We start from the raw sequence: 19,143 nt of genomic DNA on the forward strand, positions 1-19,143 counted from the left end.
ATAAATAACTTTAAATTAATATCTACATCATAATTAATTAGTGAAAATATAAGTATAGGTGAATAGAGAAGAATGTATAGGATTCTTATAGAAATAAATATACATACAATCAACAATAATTTATATATATAAAATGAAAGTATAGTTATGTCCACCTATAAACTATAAAAACAGACATTTGTTAACTATTTCTATTTTCGTTCGTTGTGTTCGTTTGTCTTGTGAAATCTAATCACATCCTCTTAAAAGAGCTGTTACGTTTGTAGCGGTTTCTTTTGTTATAATGAGATAAAGGGGAGATGAATTGTGTTAGAAGAAAAAGAATTGCTACATTATCTAATAAACGCTACTGATTACATAGGAAATCCATCAGAAATAAACAAAGCACCAGGCATTAAAGATAAACTTATTGAACAAGGCTATTTAGAGGATGTAGACGAGATAAAGTTTACAGAAAAAGCTATAACTTACTAAATAACTTTTATGAAAAGCACGCTTCTCATGTGTTGGAAGTACTTAAGATGTTGAGATTACCATTATACAAAGTATCGTTTGATGAAATATGTTATTGGATGGTAATGGAAGATCAAATGTATTGTGTTAAGTATCTTCTCAAAAGGTTAGATGAAGACGGAAAGATTCAACTTGATAAAAGTAATAATTGGGGTACACCTATGAAGTACTAGTGGATAAATGATTAAGAATCTATTTAGAGCGTTTTTTCACATTTTAAGAAGGACAAGTATATATTGGGGAATAGGACAATCTAACCGCTATTTTATTCAATACACACACTCTTTCACATTGAGAGTATCCAAACGGGTGCTTTTTTCGTTGTTACATAAAAATTACACATTAAACATATATTTATACGCATTGTTACTACAAGCGGAAATAAAAGTAAGCTTATAACCTATTTTTACACATATCTCGGCTGTACCTCTTGGAGAGATCAAGAAATTGCTCAAAGCAATGTTATTGTGTTTGGAATAGGGATGCTTTTATTATTATTTATAGTGATTTTTAATAGACGTAATCTTGGTAATTTCAGATAGGGGTAGCAGTATGGGTGAAAAGAAATTTATAAACTATGAGAAAGACCCAGAGTATTTAAACGACTATGTAGCATTTACAAGTAAACAGTTTGGAAAAACCTATTATTTGACTACAGACGTTAAGGGGTACACAGAGTATGAATTGGAAGCGTATATTGTAGAACTGGAAGCATATAAGAAAAAGAGAAGAAAGAAAAATTGGATATACTTTGGTTGTTTTGTATTGTTTTGTATAGTCTTGTCAGTAATAGAGGGGTATCAAAACGATGAACTAGTTGCGAAAGGTAAGCCAATAGAAGCACCTGTTCTTGGGAGACATGTTGAGAACGAGTATCTTATCTTTGAACGCCCTACTTTAGAATTGATTGTTGATGATAAAGTTAAAAAGTTATGGGTAGGGCAAGAGTTGTATGACAGTATAATTGTCATGGATAAGGTGAAGGTAATTGAATATAAAGGTGAGATTAAGTTAGACCCTAGATACAAAGGTGAAGACTTAATTATAAGGTTTATTAAAAAGGAAAAAGAAGTAGGAGAGTAAAATAAAAAAAGGTGTGGTATCAGTATGGAGATGAAAGATATGGGGCAAGAAATTAAATGAAAAGAATAAAACGATAAGCCTTTAGCTTTTGGTTTTATTCTTTTCATTGTACTCAGGTGTTTTTGCTCAAATCCCCGAGATGGGGGAATTAGCTATAAATCTATAATTTTTCATTTCAAAAATAAAAATTATAATTATTTGAAATATTTCAATTGAAATGTATATGTTTTGACATAATCATTTTTAAAAGACGTTAAAATCCTTTGTTTATAAGGATTTTTTAATAATCCGCTTGCTATTCCCCCATTTCGAGGGGATGGGCAAAGAAACCCAACACTGGATTTTAATACAATAAATGTGGCGAATAAAAATGTTGTAAGGGAAAACATTTGGTCTAAGCAAAAAAATAATGAGCTGTCCATATGGACAGCTCATTTACATAATTCTCGTTATCAGTAGTTATTTGATGATTTGTTTTCTATTTTGTTCTCTAACTCAAGTTCTTGGGATAATGACAGGGTTCTTGCTATGAACCGCAAAGTGAATTAGTATCAATGGTATACAATCTTACCAAAAATAATTGCCAAAATGATTACCATAAACCTTTTTCAAAAGTGTACAATGCATTTTTGAAAATTTTATTAGTTCATACTTTGCGGTCTATGACAGTAACCTTGTCACTCCCCCATATTGGAGTTTAGAAATAAGTTCCCTGATATAATATTGAATACATATACTAAGTAGGTGAGAAAATGAATGAAAAAGTTTATATTAAAGCTAAAGAATGTACTATAGAAATTTATGACGAATTTAGAAATGAACAAAATTTTACGGTTAAGCAATCTGTAGCTGCTACTTTTGAAGAATCCATTTTTTCTATGAAAAAAAACAAAGTGGAATATGCGTCTGTGTTTTTGAATCTAGCTCTTATTAGTTTAAAGCATGGTTTTATGCCAAATTATATCCTTAACAGAATTGAAAAGATAAAAAAACAACCTTTAAAAAACTTATCACCTGACGAAATTTCTCAATATAATGAGGATTTAACGGAAATTGATAATCTTCTTTCACAAGGAGATTTTGATATTGATAAAGACGATATATATTTACTAAGAATCAGCATGCTCTTAGGAGAATAAAAATTGAATTAATTAGTATTGAAATGGTGTATATGATATACAAATCAAGTTAACATAACGTCTCATTATCAGCAGTCACTGTATCTAAAAACCTAGAAAAAGTCCCTTCGAATCTTCTGAAGGGACTTTTCGTTCACATAATCAATTGTTATTGGAATTTCTTTATTTATAAGTTAAACTCATGGAAATCTGCCGATCTACAAAACCAAACTCTTTATATAGTTCTCTTGCAAAGTTCATTGCATGAACATTTAATCGTATTTCTTTATGTCCTTTTAAAGACAACTCATCTAATCCTGCTTTCATCAATTTCTTTGAAAGCTTTTGACCACGATACTCTGGTAAAACGTATAATTCGTAAATGAATCCTACACTCTCTTGTGAAAAATAATCTTTACCACTGCCAATTAGAATCCATCCCTTTAAGTCATCATTTAGATTGTCATCGTCTTTGAGTACTAAGTAGTATGCTCCTTGTTCTAATGTTGTTTGTATAATTTCTTTTACTCGTTTTTGTGTAGGCTTAAAAGTCTTGAATGTTCCTTCGTATAGAGCATTATCTGATTTTGCTAGAATTTCATTCAGATCATTTTCACTAGCTTGTTTAATCATATTTTTCCCCTTTGTTTACATAAATTTTGTTATCAGTAGTCAATATATCTTGAAACCTATCAAAGTCACTTGAGAGGTTTTTCCAATTTGAATAATAATAAATGAACTGAATTATTAAAGTCATTATTGCAATGCCAGTTAAGACTACAAAATTAATTAATCCAAAATCTAATAAATATATAGCTATTAGTGAAATGACTACAAGATCAAACTGTAAGAGAAAAAAAGAAAGGAATGAAGTATTCCCAATCCGATCTAGAGTAGTTTTCAAAAGTGAATGTAAAATATAGCGAAACGAAAAATCTACACCTTTTTATATCTTCTTTAATTATTTGCACCAGAACCAATAAATCTAGAAATAAAGTCAATTAAATTGAGTTTATTTCTAGATTTATTGTACTATGCATAATATGGTCTATCAAGTTGAGTCGCGGTTGCGGCAAGCTACTCGATATTCACTCGGCGCAAGCCTTGAAGGGGCTATACGCTAAGCAAAAGTCCCGATAGTTGCAGTATGAAGGAGGGTTTCAAATGAAAGTAGAAGTGTGGTCAGACATTGCTTGTCCATTCTGTTATATTGGGAAACGTCGTATCGAAGCAGGACTTGAGCAATTTGTCCATAAAGATCAAGTGCAAATTGTTTACAAAAGCTTTCAACTGAATGAAAACGCGAGGAAAGATGTAGCGTATGATGCGTACGATGCGCTTTCCACCAGGTCTGGAATGAGCCGAGAAGAAGCAAAGGCGATACACGAAGGGCTTGCCAAACAGGCTGAAGCAGATGGCTTAGATCTTAGATTTGATACGCTTCAGCTGACAAATACGTTAGACGCTCACCGTCTGCTTCACTTTGCGGCGCAGCATGGCAAAAATAATGAGGTGTCCGAGCTGTTGTTCAAAGCTTATTTTACCGAATGCAAGCATGTCGGCCGTCATGAAACGTTGATTGAGATTGCCGCCGAAGCAGGACTTGATCCAAAAGCTACAGAGGAAATGTTGGTAAGCGATAAATTCACCGATGAAGTGCGGGCGGATCATCTCGAGGGCATTCGTTTAGGTGTAAGTGGCGTACCGTTTTATGTCATCAATCGCAAATATGCTGTTTCCGGCGCGCAGCCGGCGAATGTATTTCTCGAAGCGCTTGAGAAAACATGGGCCGAAGCACAGCCATTAACCGAACTGAACCCCACTTCAAGCGAAGCGGGTCCAGTTTGCGAGAATGGCGTTTGCAAGAACGAATAGTATGCAGAAGAGCTGTTATCCTGCATGGGGTGTGCAGGGCAACGGCTCTTTTTTCAACTCACCAGTCTAATAAAACATTATTCTACGACAGAGACATCCAATCCACACGCTTATTTGTATTTGGACCTTCAATTTCAGGTGATAATTTTTTCAGTCAGTAATATAGGGAATGAACTGGTAAGTTCTGTTTTGACACCAGACAACTTTTAATAATCCACTATTTTTATAGTTTTGAATATACGTTTCCCATTCTTTCTTTAAGGTGTCTTTTCATAAAAAACTCCACATCACAATCAAGCTAAGAAAAGCAAATACCCCAAAACGAGAAAATTGGCATCTCCAGATGAAAATGTACAATTTTTGGTTTTGGGGGCGTTATAAAATTCTTAAATTGATGGGCATATGGTGCTACCCCTTTATAAACTTTATATTTACCAGATAGGTTTTACCCTCAATGATAATTTACCTTCATTTGCTTCTTGAATTAAATTTGTTAGATCTTCTTTGAGCATTTGCATTCGTTCAGCACCTATGATTTCAATCCAGCGTCCTTCAATCTCAGTTAGTATCTCCTCTTTTGCTTTCATTACTAACCGACCGCGTTCGGTCAAAACAATAATTTTCCCTCTCTTATCAGTTGGATGAGTTTGGCGCATTACATAACCACTTTTCTCAAGAAAATCCACCATTTTACTCACAGCTTGCTTTGTAATTCCTAAATATTCAGCTAGTTCTATCCCTGTTGCTCCATCAGGGATGAGACGCTTAAACATAAAACCATGTGCAGGTCTAATATCTTCAAATCCTAATTCACTCAATTTGTCATGTAGCTCATTAATCGATGCACTAAAGGATAATGACAAAAGTGATGTGAGATCCAATTCACTCATTATTCGATGATTCATACATAAAACCTCCTTAAAAGAAGTCAATAGAGTTGACTACATTGAGGTTCTATTGTACTATAGAGAACGTAGTCAATCAAATTGACTACGTTATTTTTGTTATAGAAGAAATGGGCTACCCCTTTTTATTAAGTAAATAATAACAACGTAATAGAGAGTAACAGGAGGAAAAAACATGACAACAGTTTTATTTGTAAAAGCAAACAACCGCCCAGCAGATCAATCAGTTAGCGTAAAATTATATTATGCTTTTTTAGCAAGTTATAAAGAATCTCATCCAAATGAGACGGTAGTAGAGCTTGATTTATACAACGAGGAATTGCCATATGTAGGAGTAGATATGATTAACGGCACATTTAAGTCTAGTAGAGGATTTGATTTAACAGCAGAAGAAGCAAAAGCAGTAGCTGTTGCTGATAAATATTTAGATCAATTCCTTGCAGCTGATAAAGTTGTTTTTGGCTTCCCATTATGGAATTTAACAATCCCAGCTGTACTGCACACATATATTGATTACTTAAACCGCGCGGGAAAAACATTTAAATATACGTCAGAAGGTCCAGTAGGTCTTATTGGAAATAAAAAAATTGCATTATTAAACGCAAGTGGCGGTGTATATTCTGAAGGACCAAAAGCTCCAATGGAAATGGCTGTTAAATATGTAGCAAGTATGATGGGCTTCTTCGGTGCAAAAGATATAGAAAAAATAGTAATTGAAGGTCACAACCAATTCCCAGATAAAGCAGAAGAAATTATTGCTGTAGGGCTTGAAAAAGCGATTAAAGTAGCAAGTAAGTTCTAATTTACAAAACACTTGTCACTCTATATGGCAGTACCAACACTTTTATAGCGGGTGGTACTGCTTTTTTATTTGCTTAGCTCGTATCAATTGGGCAGTAAGGCCCCAATTGATGCGAGCTTTCCATTCTCAACTTATTAAACGAAAGAAAGCAGGATTACATTACAATGGAACGTTTATGGACAAAAAACTATATAATGCTGACCATTACAGCATTATTACTATTTAGTGGTTTTTATTTACTAATGCCAACACTACCTATGTTTATTAAAGAATTAGGTGGAAGTGAATCTCAAGTTGGATTTATTATTGGAGTGTTTACAATATCGGCAGTCATTTTTCGTCCTATTGTTGGAGGATTAATGGATCGATATGGTCGATGGGGATTTATAATAAGCGGACTACTATTCTTTGCAATTACAATGTATTTTTATGATTGGGTAACAGGAATTATATTTTTAGTGGTATTACGTATCCTCCATGGAGTAAGTTGGGCAGTTGCTACAACTTCGATAGGAACAGCTGTGACTGATGTTATTCCACAATCTCGTCGTGGAGAAGGAATGGGATGGTATGGACTTGCCATGACTTTAGGCATGGCTTTAGGACCAATATTAGGTCTTTGGGTAGCAAAATCATTTTCATTTCATTATCTATTTCTTCTATGCACAGCATTAGCAATTATGGCATTCCTACTTGCATTTGGTACAAAAATACCAGCCCTTCAGCATACATCAAAACAACCAATATCATTTTTTGAAAAAACAGTTTTACCAATCGCTATTGTGACATTTTTCTTATCCCTTACTTTTGGTGGCATTACAACATTTTTACCACTGTTTGCGGCAAAGATTCAAGTGAATGCTGGTACTTTTTTCTTAGTTTATGCTGTCACACTTATAGTAATTAGACCGATTGCAGGGAAAATATCCGATAAGCGTGGAGAAGGGATCATTATTGTTCCTGCGCTTTTTATAATGATAATTGCACTATTCGTCCTAGCAATGACAAAAGGGCTTGTTGGACTCGTTATAACAGCTATTTTGTACGGAATTGGATTTGGATCGGCACAACCTGCTCTTCAAGTAGTAACTATACGATTAGCTCCACCAGAGAAAAGGGGCGTAGCGAACGCTACATTTTTTACTGCTTTTGATTTAGGAATTGGTTTAGGATCGATCATTCTAGGGTTTGTTTCACAACTCATGGGATATCAAATGTTATTTATCGTTTGTGCGGTATCTGGGTTTATAAGTCTGTTGATTTTTATTTTGTTTGTAAAAAAGACATTATAAGAAGCCACTCTAATAAAGAGTGGTTTTTTTATGAAATGCCTGTAACAAAAACGACCATTTTTGTTACAGCAGTTTGTATCAAAATATGAAGTCAAGTAAACCAGCAATCTCGGTGTAACAAAAATGTGTAACAAAATTATTTGTAACAATATATATTAAAAGACATTTTTGATACAATAAAAATAAAAAAAGGAAGAATTACATGAAATTTGGATATATGCGAGTGTCTACGATTGATCAAAATTTAGATCGCCAAGAACAACAATTAAAAGAAGCCGGTTGTGAGCGTATTTTCTTTGAAAAAATAACAGGAGTTAAACGAGATCGTCCTGAGTTGAATCGTATGTTAGAATTTCTACGCCAAGGAGATACAGTAGTAGTAACAGATTTGACTCGTCTTTCTCGTTCTACAAAAGATTTAATTGAAATTGCCGAACTCATTTCTCAAAAAGGAGTAAACTTGAAAAGTCTAAAAGAAGCTTGGCTTGATACAACAACAGCACACGGAAAAATGCTCTTTACTGTTTTTGCAGGGATTGCTCAATTTGAAAGAGATTTGACCTCTGAACGAACAAAAGAGGGAATCAAAGCAGCCAAGAAACGTGGGAAGCATCCCGGAAGACCCAAAACTGATGAAGAAAAGGTAAATTATGCTTTATATCTTATAGATCAAGGAATGAATCGTACGGATGCTGCAGAAAAAGCTGGTATCTCTCGCATGACACTGTATCGTAAAATACAACAAAAAGATAATTAGCAATACAAATGAATGGGACAGAGTGGAAATGATATATCATTATTTGCTACTTTGCCCCTGGTTACAGCAACGCTGGTACTGGGCCTATTACTAAAATAAGTGAAGTCATGACTTTATGACTAGGAAATATCCCAAATGATAAATACCCTGATTTCTTAAAATCAGGGTATTCTTTATAATATCCTTTTTAATCATATAAAAACCAATTAATGCACAAGCCATACCTAAAAAAATCATTACATAATCTCAAAATAATTTCTCGAAGGAAAAGATTTTCTTATTATCTCTAAACTGAATAGGGGAAAATATAGTGTTTATTGAAGTATTTACTAATGTAAAATTCAATAAATATTATTTGCCTATCTGTTTATGGATACTTGATACATTAATTTTTTTCTTATCGCTCCACATAATTTTTTTCAGAGACATAAAAACAATTAATGAAATAGCAAATCCAATTGTAACATCTGAAGCAAAATGAGCCCCTACTACAATACGACTAATTGGTACTAATATCATCCACATAAGAATGCAAATCCAAATAACTATTTTTTTATTTTTTAATGAAGCGAAATATCCTGGTAATAAACTCAACCAAATGACCAACGCTGAATTAGCACTATGCCCTGAAGGAAATGACATAAATTCATCACTTTGGGCACTTCCTTGAGGTATAAACCATTTTGAAAATCCGTCAAAAGATCCAATAGAAACCATATGACGATAACGTTCTCTACCCCACCCTAGTTTCATTAAATTAAATGTAATTAACACAATAACTACGCTTAATAATCCAATTAATGCAATATCCCTTAATCTTGCATCATCATAATTACTCCATGATTTGGCAATCATATAACAGGCTACAATTAAACCACTCATAAAAATCGGTATTAAGAATGTTGAGATGGTTAAATTATGTACTAGCATAAATGAAGCTATAAAAGCGAACAAAAGAATGACTACGCCATAGCCAATTCCAGCAAGATAATATCCTCTTGAACCTTTATTCTTTCTAGTTTTAAATAAATACATACTAGAAAATAAAGCAATAAGCATCGCTGGAATTTCTCCTACAACTTGTAAAAAAAGAGCAATTTTATTAGTTGGTTGATATAAACTATGGGATATCTGTAGGTCTGTAAATGCAAAGATAAATAGTAAAATAGCGAAAATTGAAATTAATATTACGTTTCTATTTTTCATCAAGCCAATTACCTCTCACTATGTTTTAATATAAAATTCCCCATCTCAATTGCTAAATCCTCACTTTGAGGATAGACACCTACATTATCTCCGTAAGCGTGCCCTAAACCACGATAGAGGACTGTCTCAGTTTCAACTCCTTTTTTAGTCAATTTAGCTGCATACGCTAAACATTCTATCGTTAAAAAATCATGTTCTCCGACCGTAATAAATGTACTTGGATAGTCTGGGGATACATCAACATATGGACTTAAATATTTAGAATTAGTTTTTTGTAATCGATAATCCACAGTATATCTGTTTTTTCTACTATCAATTTCACAAGTTCTTCTATCGCATCTGGTGATCCAGCCATGAATCCCCCACCATGAATAAAGTATAAAATTGGCGCATTCTCTCGTTTAGAAATACTGGTATAAATTCTGATTGGAATACCATATCCATCTTCTGCTTTAACTGTTTTATGCGTAATATTAATGTCTTTAGTGACATATGAATAAATAATTTAAAAAGTCTCATGAAATATGCAATTAGATGATTTTTTTATCAAAATTTAAAGCTGACGACTCTAATAGATTATTTTGATTGTATAAGTCTAATAAATGAGTTTCCACTCCTATACAAATCTCGTCTAGCGGAAGATCATTTGGATCATGACCGAATGGATCTTCGATTTCCACTCCTATCGCTTCAATCCCTATAAATGCAAAACTAATAAACGTAGTTACAAACACTGTAAACCATTCGAGACTATCAACAAAACCAATTGGTAAAGTCCCACAAAATATTATCAGTAAAATTTTTATATGGGCGAAATACGCAAAAGGAATAGGGGTTGCTTTAATACGGTCACATCCACCAATAGCAGTAAGCAGATTATTCAAATCCGCCTCCATATTAATTATTATATTTGGGTGAAGATGACCAGATTTTAATCCTTTTGATAGGATAGTTTTTAACATAAACACAATAGTAATCGGTAAATAGTTTGACTCAATCAATAACTTTTTTTCCTTATCAGAACATAATTCAAACAAATCTTTTACTTCAGATAAATCTTTCTCATCTCTCAAATGTTGTTTCGCCAATTTTGGGAAAGCAATTAATAGATGTATAAACTTCAACATCTCCTGATCTGTATTTTTCCCTTTAGAATCCCAATTGCCTAAAAAACTCACTGCCAAATTCCTAGTAGAGCCGCCAATGGCGCCAAATAACTTTCTCCCTTCCCAGTATCTATCATAGGCAGTATTGGTCCGAAATACTAATAGTAAACCTAAAGCTCCACCAACAATAACCCATGGAGTTGGATTTATATCTATTTCTACATAATGGTGATTAATCATAACCATACCTATTGAGATACATATATATAATAAAATTTGAGGGAAAATCCCCCTTATAATCGTTCCTTTTAACGTAAATACTCGTAGGCTATCTTCATTGTTGTAATGAACCATATTTACATGAACCTCTTTCTTTATTAACTTATTTATACTTTTTACCGTAATCTAATTCAATATAAAACTAGCTGGATAATAAAACGTTAAATCCCCCCATTTATAATATATTGCTTATGAAATCGGAAAATTGACCGTCTGCACTGTTACAGAGAACCGTATCACAAATAAGTGATACAGTTTTTTACTATTATTTAAAAATCATAACAGTATAAAAATACATTAAGTTTATCTTCCGTTGAATCAAAATAAATTTCTTTTTCATTTATACGTTCAAAGTTTTGACTGTCATAAAATCCATAGTTACATCTATTATCTGTATATAGATATAAAGAATTCACATCCATACTTTTCATATACTTATACAAATGATTCATGAGAGCCTTTCCAACCCCAAGACCTCTAGATTCCCCTGATACAATAAATAACTGTATACACCCTTGAAAATCGTCTTCTTTTCCTTTAATAATTTCTTTATATGCATCTTGAACCTTTGAGAATTCCTTTATGAATTTTTTATTTTCCTTATTAGCCATGAGTACTTTAAGCATGCTGTAGGCCATACTTAAAGTATTATGAGCTTTCTTTAAACGATTTTTGTCTTTTTTTGAATCGCCTAAAATAACACCAATAACTTTATTGTTTCTTTCTGCTACTTTGCTAAATGAACTTTCTAAAATACAACCTTGTAGATAGATGTTTAATGCTGAATCTAAAAATTTCTTATCCTTAATAAATTCATTGAAGCCAAATGCTTCACCAATCAATGTTTTAACTGCTTCATAATCCTCTTTAACTAGGCTTCTGTATATTACTTGATCCATGTTTATAAACTTCCTTTTATATAAGTAAATTTTTATTTCGTATTTTCTTGTGAATGCCTTATGATAATCATAAGGTCTCTCCTAAGAGGAGAGTCAACAATCATGTAAGAAAAAATATAAAGGAAGTGATTAGGGTGAAAAACTTATTTTCTATTGGAGAAGTTGCGAAAATGAAAGACATTACAATAAAAGCGTTAAGATATTATCACAAAATGGGTATTCTCATTCCAAGATATATTGATAAAAAAACAGGCTATAGGTATTATTCTATAGATCAATTTATTCATATAGATATTATAAAAGGTGGTAGAGAGTTGCGGACTAGTATTGTAGAACTTCAAGAGATTTTTAAGGATTGCGATACGGAGAAACTACTACAATTTTTACAATTAAAAAGAAATGAGGCAGAAAAAAACATAAAGAAAATGCAAGAAATAATCAAAACCATTGATAGTTTAAATATGAAGGTAGAGACTTCTAAGGATATAGTAAGTAATGATGAAATATCTATTCAATTCTTTGAACAGCGTTATGTCTTTGTAGCTCCATGTAAAGAAGTGGAAAGTTTACAGGAGATACTTTACTATTCAAATTTAGAGAAAATCATTCAAGATAAGGAAGAAAAAATGTCATTTGAAAGAGGAATCATATATAGCGTTAATTCAGAGTGGCATGTAGAGCCAAGGTATGTATTCAGTGGATTTCAAGGGGATTCTAATATAGAAGGTGAAGAAAGTATAAAAGTATTCCCAAAGGGACAGTATGTAACGTTAGCCTATAGTAAAGAGAATGAGGAGGAACGTAGAAATAAAATAATTAAATATGCAAAAGAACATAATTTAAAAGTTAAAAGTTTCATCGAAGTGGAGTTATATAATGATTTCTTTAATACAGAATCGTATAGTTGTCAAATTCAATTGCTTATTGAATAAACGTAAAATAACTCCAAAATATACAATAAAGGGATACAGCCGCATGCCCATCAACCTAATATTTTGAGATACTCCCATAAAGAAAATTTTACCTTTTTACAGTTATTTATGAGAATTCGGCTCACTTTTATCATTCTGGGGTAGTTTGTTTTTGGTAGGTGGACGGCCATGCAAAAAAGAAAATTGTACATTTAGACACAATTTGGACACATTTTACGGCAAGCACCAGCTAGTCTATAAACAAGCCATTTCTACAATTGCTACGTAATACATATTGGATTTACGTGAAAATTTCTCAATATTATATCATTACTATGTAAACTATAATATAAGTAATTCTTTTTATTGTTTATATTTTGTTATTTCCTGTTGCAGAATCCTTATTATATATAAGGATTCCTTTTTTTGTTACAAATCCACAAAAAAAGATAAGATCGGAGAGGATGATCTTATCTTAAGCAAAAGGGAAAAACAAGTGACACAAACCATCTTAATTTTTATGATATTATATTTTTTGTTAATTTTCGATATAAAACCCATATTTAACATCTATATCAATATTGAGAAATTTATTACAAAATTAGCTATAAATGATTCAAAACCCGAATGTAAACTTTTACCCATTTATTTACATTTGAACTACCGAAAACATGGACTTTACCCCAATCCGCCTAATACCCTCAAAATCAACAAGAAAAGTATACATTTAAAACATTGTAAATAAGGCATACCGCCAAATATAAAACATATCCATTGGGAAGCATGTAGCACCTTGCTATAATAATGTTGGAATTATTTCCTAATTATTGATGAAGGAGCTTAGACATGGAAAAGATTAATAGAATATTAAGTGATTTTGCTAAGGTTAATGAATATGATGGCGTAGGTAATGATTATAGACTATATCTTTTATCAGAAAATACAAAAGAAGATATATGTGAGCTTATAAAAAAGGATATAAAAGCTACTAGTGACGACACAATAGAACTTATACAGTTGAATGAATGGCAGCAGGATTTCCTTTCTTGTGAATTCCCTGACAGTGAAGAGTATTGGTTCGGAACAATACCCAGTGGATATGATTTGAAAGGATTAACACCGAAGGAGTTTATAATAGAACAGTTATTGAATACATTTGAACAAGGGATTGGAGCAGTTTATTGGGTAAAATTAGATATAGGAGCCTATTATGCTTGTAGTTATGAAGAATATGTCTTCGTAACCAATAAGGGAATTTATTATCTTTCTATGCAAGTACATGATTAAAAAGAAATTGTGTACAGTTAGACATAATTTAGGATATCTTTTACCCGGTTCTTTGTATGATAAGGAACTGTTGGTTTGAAATAAAGTCACGATGTTTTGAAAAAAGATGCGATGTTTATAATAAAGTCGCGACGTTTTGAAAAAAGTTGTTGTTAAAGATGGTGTGAATTGGAATTTTACTCCATCTTTTCTTTTTAATTGTGTATAATAAAAATAATGATATTTATATATTTTTATATTAAACAATTAAGTGGGAGGAATAAGTAATATGTTAGATACATTAATAAATCATTTTAAAGATGTAAATTTAGTATGTTCACAATGCGGTAAAACAATTGAACGTGGTGAACGATTTGCAGTTTCTTTAGTATTATCCGAAGACAAAAATATGCCTGTTGGACAATTAGATAAAGTATTAGCTAAGATAGCAAACGAAATTTTATGTAGTAAATGTAAATAATACTGAACAGGGAGCTAATCTTCACTATTTGCTTGTCAAACTTAATAACAAAAATAAATAGCTCAAAAAAATCAACCCATGCATTTTAATCAAACTTTATTTCAAAGCAACAGTAAGGGGTCTTCTTTTTTTGGAGTTTACGACCGAGCTTTATATCTGGTATGACAGGATATTTTGTAGCAAAAAACTCCTCTAAAGTTATGAATAAAAATGTATAGTAAGGGCTGTATTTTTAGATAAAGGCTCTGTTAATATTAATTGTTGACTTTCGAACAAAAGAAAACCGCCTCTTATAGAGAGCAGTTTTACTTATATTCATTCTTATGCAAATTCTGAAGCATATTCTTCGTATATCTTTAATGTATTAAGCAATCGAGCTGATTCAATCATGATTTCGTTCGATGAATCAGCTACACAAATGACAATAAATCGATTATCATTTCTGTCTCCAAACAATCCTTCTGATTCAAGTTCCATTAACACATTTAACGATTCTTTCAACAGTGTACTTACTCCCATGTTAAAGTCATCTTCGACGGTTTCATGATATTTCTTAATAATTTTGTTCACTTCATCAAACATTCCGAAATCGTCCCATTCGCTCCACTCAACAGCTCCATATCTATAATAATTGTATAAAGGGTCCGATTTATTAACTTTGATCAGTCTTTCTTTATTAGCCACTGGTCCAATGCTACTGACACAATCGTCTGTAAATATGGAGTACCCATATATTGTATCAACACCGCACCTAGTTATAAGTTCGTTATAATGACAACGAATTGCATTTTTTAACTCAACATATAAACTTTCTTGAAGATGCATTTTCACCGTATTTCCTCCGTTCTTTTTGTAGCGACATGTTGTTACATACTTCAATCTTACCATGAAAATCAACACTAAACGTTAACTGAGCCTTTATTTAAAGAATACATGAAAAAATTGAGGTTCAATTAAAAAATAACCTTTCAGATTTAGTTGTATGGGATTTTGATGAGGTTATTAATACAATGAGTCGTATTTTTTATAAAAACGCATGTAAAGGGAGAAACGGACTTTATATGTGTTTTTAGGTTTTTTAGGAAAAATAAAAAGGGTAGTCATTATCTACGACTTAACCCTTTCTCTACGAGGGGTATCGCCAGCATTTCGGAACAAAAAACGCTAAGGCTATTTTCTATCCAAAATAATTCCTTACTAATACTAAACTTCATTTCGTTGCAAATCCAATTAATAATGTGTGTGTATTAAATTGATATATTAATAAATTTAAAAACGATCTTCTCTCTAAAAAATTCGTTTAAAAAGAAGATCGTTTTTCTAATTTTTGCATCATATTACAAAACAAATTAAAATACGTAACTAAGTTGAGTAACATTGAGCTGAAAAATATTTTTCCGTTTAAATGGTAAATATGCTTAAACTACATGGCGTATTAGCGTATTAATTGAAGTATCTGACGTGAATAATTTCTTCGGATAATTAAGAAATAAATGATTTGTACGCATATAAAACTTGTAAATATAAGAATGGAATTTCCTGTAACAGATATATCTATATACTTACGCTGCGCTAAATATTGTAATGCTACAAAGGCCACGCTACTATGAATTATCGCAATTACAATTGGTACAAAAAACAATATACTAATTTGTTGAGTTACAATTCTCTTTAACTCTTTTTGGCTTAACCCTACTTTAGAAAGCATTTCATACTGTTTTTTGTCTCGATCTAGATCTGTAAATAGACGGAAGTACAAAAAGCTGATCGCAAACACAAAAAATACAATGCCTACTAATACACTAATAATAGAAAGAAGTCCATTTGCTTGTTTTCCTTCTAACCATTGTAAAAATAAGGATTCAAGCTTATAAGGTGGATTTATTTTTTCGCTATCATAAGGGAACATCTTCATGAATTGTTTAGAGATATCTTCCGTTTCTGTCCAATTTTTAATTAAAAAACCATATTGTGTATATTGATTATGCTCCTGTTTTTGCAATGGTGGCGTATTGATTATTTTTTCGTAAACTGAGTCTGAGACAACAGAAATATAACCAAAGGAAGGACTCAGTATATTATCCATTAATAATTTTTTGCCAGAAACATTGATACGTATATTCCCTTCCTGCAGTGTATAAGATGAAATTTCTTTTTTAAATTCATCTTGAGATTCTCCTCTAAGCCTACTTTTTGATGGAAGAATGAGACTGTCTTGTTCATTTTGCAAAGTTTCAACAGGATACCCTAGTATTTTAGCGGATGCATTATAATCAGTAAGCTTCATGATATCTGCCGTATTTTCTGTTGTAAATACAGTAGGAGAGATCAATTTATAGGAAAAGTCAGCATCATTTAATTGTTTTTTTATCTGAGCAATATGAGATGCTTCCTCTACATTTCCCTTATAGGATGTATAACTAAATGCGTAAGGAGTCTGAGATTGTGCGAATGCACTGCTTCCTACTGCAAGACAAACACCAATAGAAGTAAAAGCAACAGCAGAAAGAATACACACTAAAAATAGCGTTTTCGCATTATCTGTCATTCGATACGCTAACTCTGAAAGAGTTAACAGATTGGTCTTTTTAAAGAAAGTATGTTGACGCTTCTTCAATGTTTGGATGAGATAAAAGCTGAGTTGGGTAAATAAAAAGTATGTTCCTACTACAGTGAAAAAGACGCAAGCTAACAGGACATATACAAAACTATTTCCTTTCAATAACGCAGTATATAAATAAAATGCTGATGCATATCCTATACCAATAAAAAGAATAGAGAGTAAAGCTAACCATTTAGATGACTTTGGTTCTGGTTTTGGTTTTTCTTCTGATTTCATGAGTTCGATAAGCTGAGATATTTTCATCATTCGCGTAGTGTACAAAGAAACAACTATAAAAAGAATGAGGAACGAAAGACCTGTTATTAGAATCGCTTTTGATGGAAAATAAAATGGAAGGCCGCCTTTTAATGCCAAAAGGGAAGCACTCACTAAAAAAACTAACTTTCCAAAAATAAGTCCAATTCCAATACCAACAAAAATAGAGCAACACCCAATGAACATATTTTCAATAAAGATTAGTTTGTGTAATTGGGAGTTAGCCATGCCATGTAGCATTAAAATTCCAAATTCTCGCTTTCTTGTTTTTAAAAACGCAGTGACAGAATATAGAATGAAGAAAAAGGAAAAAAATATAATCAAATATTGAGCAATCTTAAATCCTTGTGTGCCCAAAGCACTCATAGTTGCACTTGTCGATGCAAGTTTCCCAGTGAAATAAGGGTGAAATGCAAGTAACTCAAAAGTAAAAAAAATCATAACAGCAAATACACTACTTAAAAAATGACCGATATATAATCGTTTATTGCGAATGACGTTATTACATGCGAATTGACGAAAATTCATGTTGATTTCCTCCTAGTAAGGACAATACATCTATAATGTTTTGATAAAACATAGAACGATTATCACTACAATAAATTTCATTATAAAATGTACCATCTTTAATAAAGACCACTCGGTCGCAGTAACTCGCAGCCATTGGATCATGTGTCACTAACATCATGGTTGCTTGTTGTTCCTTGTTTAATTTTGTTAATAGTTCCATTACATCACCAGCAGCTTTTGAATCTAAGTTCCCTGTTGGTTCATCTGCAAGAACTAATTGAGGAGAATGAATGAGTGCACGAGCAATCGCTGTTCGTTGAGCTTGTCCGCCTGAAATTTCATAGGTTCGTTTATTTGAAATTTTCCCAATACCTAATTGGGTGGAAATTAGTTCTACTCGTTTGTTCATTTCTTTCAGATTTACATTGTCTAATGTAAGTGGAAGAAGAATATTTTCTTTTACTGTTAAAGTATTCAAAAGGTTAAATGATTGAAAGATAAATCCTAATTCACGACGCCGAAATAGTGCTAAGTCATGAGAGGACAAACGATAAGGGTTCTTGCCATTAATCAATACTTCCCCCGATGTTGGCGCATCAATAGTAGAAATCATATTGAGGAAAGTAGTTTTTCCACTTCCAGATGGCCCCATAATTCCTACAAACTCCCCCTTATTTATTGTCAAATCAATATTTGAAAGTGCTTTATAGGATACTTTTCCTGTGTAGATTTTACTTAAGTCGCGAACCTGTAGTATGCCCATGTGAGTATGCCTCTTTTCTTGTAGTTTATGTTAATGAGTGTACCTAAACTACAATATTTTTCATATTGAACTATCTTTCATTTGTCTTACATACCTGAAATGCTTCTGAATATTTCGAAACAAAAACAAATTTTAATGGTCATATTTAAACAGATTATCACTTTATATGAAATAACATCTATATATGTTTAAAAGAAACAAGGACTCTTGTTTAGCCTGCCCATACAACACAATATTAATTGTGTTGCGTTACAAGAAGAAAAATTACTAAAATTGAACGCCAACACAATTTATTTATAATAGACCTCTTCCGTATGCAACATAATTTAAAACATGATTAAAATGGCTAGAAAACTCTTAACGTGGTTTTTTCCAAAATGCTGGCGATACGCCAAGTATAAAAGGGGAATGGGGAGGAAAAAGATATGAAAATTGGTACATCTGAATGGCTTTCTCTTAGTAAGGATATTAAGCTGAAGTTGATCCGTTTGGCTGTCAT

18 protein-coding genes and 1 pseudogene are annotated in these 19,143 nt (G+C 32.2%); 10 read left to right on the forward strand and 9 right to left on the reverse strand.

The features are described from left to right. Positions 1-306: 306 nt before the first annotated feature. The 3 genes from JDS80_RS28290 to JDS80_RS28300 all read left to right on the forward strand — a co-directional run bounded on the left by JDS80_RS28290 (position 307) and on the right by JDS80_RS28300 (position 2,735). On the forward strand, positions 307-474 hold the full coding sequence (locus JDS80_RS28290) for a hypothetical protein (RefSeq protein ID WP_199640562.1): 168 nt from the start codon (positions 307-309) through the stop codon (positions 472-474). A 591-nt stretch (positions 475-1,065) separates the two neighbouring features. Continuing rightward, positions 1,066-1,596: a hypothetical protein gene (locus JDS80_RS28295; protein ID WP_199640563.1), complete on the forward strand. Its 531-nt coding sequence runs from the start codon at positions 1,066-1,068 to the stop codon at positions 1,594-1,596. A gap of 752 nt (positions 1,597-2,348) precedes the next feature. Then, positions 2,349-2,735 carry a hypothetical protein gene (locus JDS80_RS28300; protein WP_199640564.1) on the forward strand — a complete coding sequence of 129 codons (387 nt, stop codon included), beginning with the start codon at positions 2,349-2,351 and terminating at the stop codon, positions 2,733-2,735. 162 nt (positions 2,736-2,897) lie between these two features. Here the strand turns inward: JDS80_RS28300 and JDS80_RS28305 are convergent, their stop codons facing one another. Continuing rightward, entirely contained in the window at positions 2,898-3,347 is a 450-nt protein-coding gene (locus JDS80_RS28305) for a GNAT family N-acetyltransferase (RefSeq protein ID WP_071747183.1), read from the reverse strand. Between the two features lie 531 nt (positions 3,348-3,878). Between JDS80_RS28305 and JDS80_RS28310 the strand changes: the two genes are divergently transcribed. Next, the gene (locus JDS80_RS28310) at positions 3,879-4,589 is read left to right on the forward strand and encodes a DsbA family oxidoreductase (protein WP_199640565.1); all 711 of its coding nucleotides are present in this window, start codon (positions 3,879-3,881) and stop codon (positions 4,587-4,589) included. Between the two features lie 431 nt (positions 4,590-5,020). Here the strand turns inward: JDS80_RS28310 and JDS80_RS28315 are convergent, their stop codons facing one another. Continuing rightward, complete coding sequence (locus tag JDS80_RS28315; protein ID WP_199640566.1) at positions 5,021-5,494, reverse strand: MarR family winged helix-turn-helix transcriptional regulator; 474 nt, start codon at positions 5,492-5,494, stop codon at positions 5,021-5,023. A gap of 175 nt (positions 5,495-5,669) precedes the next feature. Between JDS80_RS28315 and JDS80_RS28320 the strand changes: the two genes are divergently transcribed. From JDS80_RS28320 to JDS80_RS28330, 3 genes are all read left to right on the forward strand, one after another. Next, complete coding sequence (locus JDS80_RS28320; protein ID WP_199640567.1) at positions 5,670-6,296, forward strand: FMN-dependent NADH-azoreductase; 627 nt, start codon at positions 5,670-5,672, stop codon at positions 6,294-6,296. Between the two features lie 164 nt (positions 6,297-6,460). Further along, entirely contained in the window at positions 6,461-7,588 is a 1,128-nt protein-coding gene (locus tag JDS80_RS28325; RefSeq protein ID WP_199640568.1) for an MFS transporter, read from the forward strand. A gap of 202 nt (positions 7,589-7,790) precedes the next feature. Further along, positions 7,791-8,345 carry a recombinase family protein gene (locus JDS80_RS28330; RefSeq protein ID WP_199640569.1) on the forward strand — a complete coding sequence of 185 codons (555 nt, stop codon included), beginning with the start codon at positions 7,791-7,793 and terminating at the stop codon, positions 8,343-8,345. 351 nt (positions 8,346-8,696) lie between these two features. Here the strand turns inward: JDS80_RS28330 and JDS80_RS28335 are convergent, their stop codons facing one another. From JDS80_RS28335 to JDS80_RS28350, 4 genes and pseudogenes are all read right to left on the reverse strand, one after another. Continuing rightward, on the reverse strand, positions 8,697-9,551 hold the full coding sequence (locus tag JDS80_RS28335) for a phosphatase PAP2 family protein (protein WP_199640576.1): 855 nt from the start codon (positions 9,549-9,551) through the stop codon (positions 8,697-8,699). An 8-nt stretch (positions 9,552-9,559) separates the two neighbouring features. Next, positions 9,560-10,041, reverse strand: a pseudogene (locus JDS80_RS28340) (alpha/beta hydrolase); the annotation flags it as partial. A 40-nt stretch (positions 10,042-10,081) separates the two neighbouring features. Next, positions 10,082-11,011 carry a bestrophin family protein gene (locus tag JDS80_RS28345; RefSeq protein WP_199640570.1) on the reverse strand — a complete coding sequence of 310 codons (930 nt, stop codon included), beginning with the start codon at positions 11,009-11,011 and terminating at the stop codon, positions 10,082-10,084. A gap of 194 nt (positions 11,012-11,205) precedes the next feature. Then, entirely contained in the window at positions 11,206-11,835 is a 630-nt protein-coding gene (locus JDS80_RS28350) for a GNAT family N-acetyltransferase (RefSeq protein WP_199640571.1), read from the reverse strand. Positions 11,836-11,969: 134 nt separating this feature from the next. Between JDS80_RS28350 and JDS80_RS28355 the strand changes: the two genes are divergently transcribed. From JDS80_RS28355 to JDS80_RS28365, 3 genes are all read left to right on the forward strand, one after another. Continuing rightward, entirely contained in the window at positions 11,970-12,767 is a 798-nt protein-coding gene (locus JDS80_RS28355) for a MerR family DNA-binding transcriptional regulator (protein ID WP_199640572.1), read from the forward strand. A gap of 825 nt (positions 12,768-13,592) precedes the next feature. Continuing rightward, complete coding sequence (locus tag JDS80_RS28360; protein WP_002192034.1) at positions 13,593-14,033, forward strand: hypothetical protein; 441 nt, start codon at positions 13,593-13,595, stop codon at positions 14,031-14,033. A gap of 268 nt (positions 14,034-14,301) precedes the next feature. Beyond that, positions 14,302-14,493 carry a hypothetical protein gene (locus JDS80_RS28365; RefSeq protein WP_000887514.1) on the forward strand — a complete coding sequence of 64 codons (192 nt, stop codon included), beginning with the start codon at positions 14,302-14,304 and terminating at the stop codon, positions 14,491-14,493. Positions 14,494-14,814: 321 nt separating this feature from the next. On the opposite strand, the gene JDS80_RS28370 is transcribed toward JDS80_RS28365, so the two are convergent. The 3 genes from JDS80_RS28370 to JDS80_RS28380 form a co-directional block, all read right to left on the reverse strand. Beyond that, on the reverse strand, positions 14,815-15,324 hold the full coding sequence (locus JDS80_RS28370; RefSeq protein WP_199640573.1) for a DUF4303 domain-containing protein: 510 nt from the start codon (positions 15,322-15,324) through the stop codon (positions 14,815-14,817). 604 nt (positions 15,325-15,928) lie between these two features. Next, the gene (locus tag JDS80_RS28375; protein ID WP_199640574.1) at positions 15,929-17,899 is read right to left on the reverse strand and encodes an FtsX-like permease family protein; all 1,971 of its coding nucleotides are present in this window, start codon (positions 17,897-17,899) and stop codon (positions 15,929-15,931) included. Continuing rightward, positions 17,874-18,644 (reverse strand): ABC transporter ATP-binding protein, encoded by a 771-nt coding sequence (locus tag JDS80_RS28380; protein WP_199640575.1) that lies wholly within the window; start codon positions 18,642-18,644, stop codon positions 17,874-17,876. The genes JDS80_RS28375 and JDS80_RS28380 overlap by 26 nt, the downstream gene beginning before the upstream one ends. Between the last annotated feature and the right edge of the window lie 499 nt (positions 18,645-19,143).

Origin of the sequence: Bacillus cereus group sp. N8 (assembly GCF_016483685.1) — a bacterium.
Taxonomy (GTDB): domain Bacteria; phylum Bacillota; class Bacilli; order Bacillales; family Bacillaceae_G; genus Bacillus_A; species Bacillus_A proteolyticus.

Bases quoted from the DNA above. Each gene is read 5' to 3' on its own strand.
- JDS80_RS28295 (WP_199640563.1), top strand. From the start codon at position 1,066: ATGGGTGAAAAGAAATTTATAAACTATGAGAAAGACCCAGAGTATTTA.
- JDS80_RS28300 (WP_199640564.1), top strand. From the start codon at position 2,349: ATGAATGAAAAAGTTTATATTAAAGCTAAAGAATGTACTATAGAAATT.
- JDS80_RS28305 (WP_071747183.1), bottom strand. From the start codon at position 3,347: ATGATTAAACAAGCTAGTGAAAATGATCTGAATGAAATTCTAGCAAAA.
- JDS80_RS28310 (WP_199640565.1), top strand. From the start codon at position 3,879: ATGAAAGTAGAAGTGTGGTCAGACATTGCTTGTCCATTCTGTTATATT.
- JDS80_RS28315 (WP_199640566.1), bottom strand. From the start codon at position 5,494: ATGAATCATCGAATAATGAGTGAATTGGATCTCACATCACTTTTGTCA.
- JDS80_RS28320 (WP_199640567.1), top strand. From the start codon at position 5,670: ATGACAACAGTTTTATTTGTAAAAGCAAACAACCGCCCAGCAGATCAA.
- JDS80_RS28325 (WP_199640568.1), top strand. From the start codon at position 6,461: ATGGAACGTTTATGGACAAAAAACTATATAATGCTGACCATTACAGCA.
- JDS80_RS28330 (WP_199640569.1), top strand. From the start codon at position 7,791: ATGAAATTTGGATATATGCGAGTGTCTACGATTGATCAAAATTTAGAT.
- JDS80_RS28335 (WP_199640576.1), bottom strand. From the start codon at position 9,551: ATGAAAAATAGAAACGTAATATTAATTTCAATTTTCGCTATTTTACTA.
- JDS80_RS28345 (WP_199640570.1), bottom strand. From the start codon at position 11,011: ATGGTTCATTACAACAATGAAGATAGCCTACGAGTATTTACGTTAAAA.
- JDS80_RS28350 (WP_199640571.1), bottom strand. From the start codon at position 11,835: ATGGATCAAGTAATATACAGAAGCCTAGTTAAAGAGGATTATGAAGCA.
- JDS80_RS28360 (WP_002192034.1), top strand. From the start codon at position 13,593: ATGGAAAAGATTAATAGAATATTAAGTGATTTTGCTAAGGTTAATGAA.
- JDS80_RS28365 (WP_000887514.1), top strand. From the start codon at position 14,302: ATGTTAGATACATTAATAAATCATTTTAAAGATGTAAATTTAGTATGT.
- JDS80_RS28375 (WP_199640574.1), bottom strand. From the start codon at position 17,899: ATGAATTTTCGTCAATTCGCATGTAATAACGTCATTCGCAATAAACGA.
- JDS80_RS28380 (WP_199640575.1), bottom strand. From the start codon at position 18,644: ATGGGCATACTACAGGTTCGCGACTTAAGTAAAATCTACACAGGAAAA.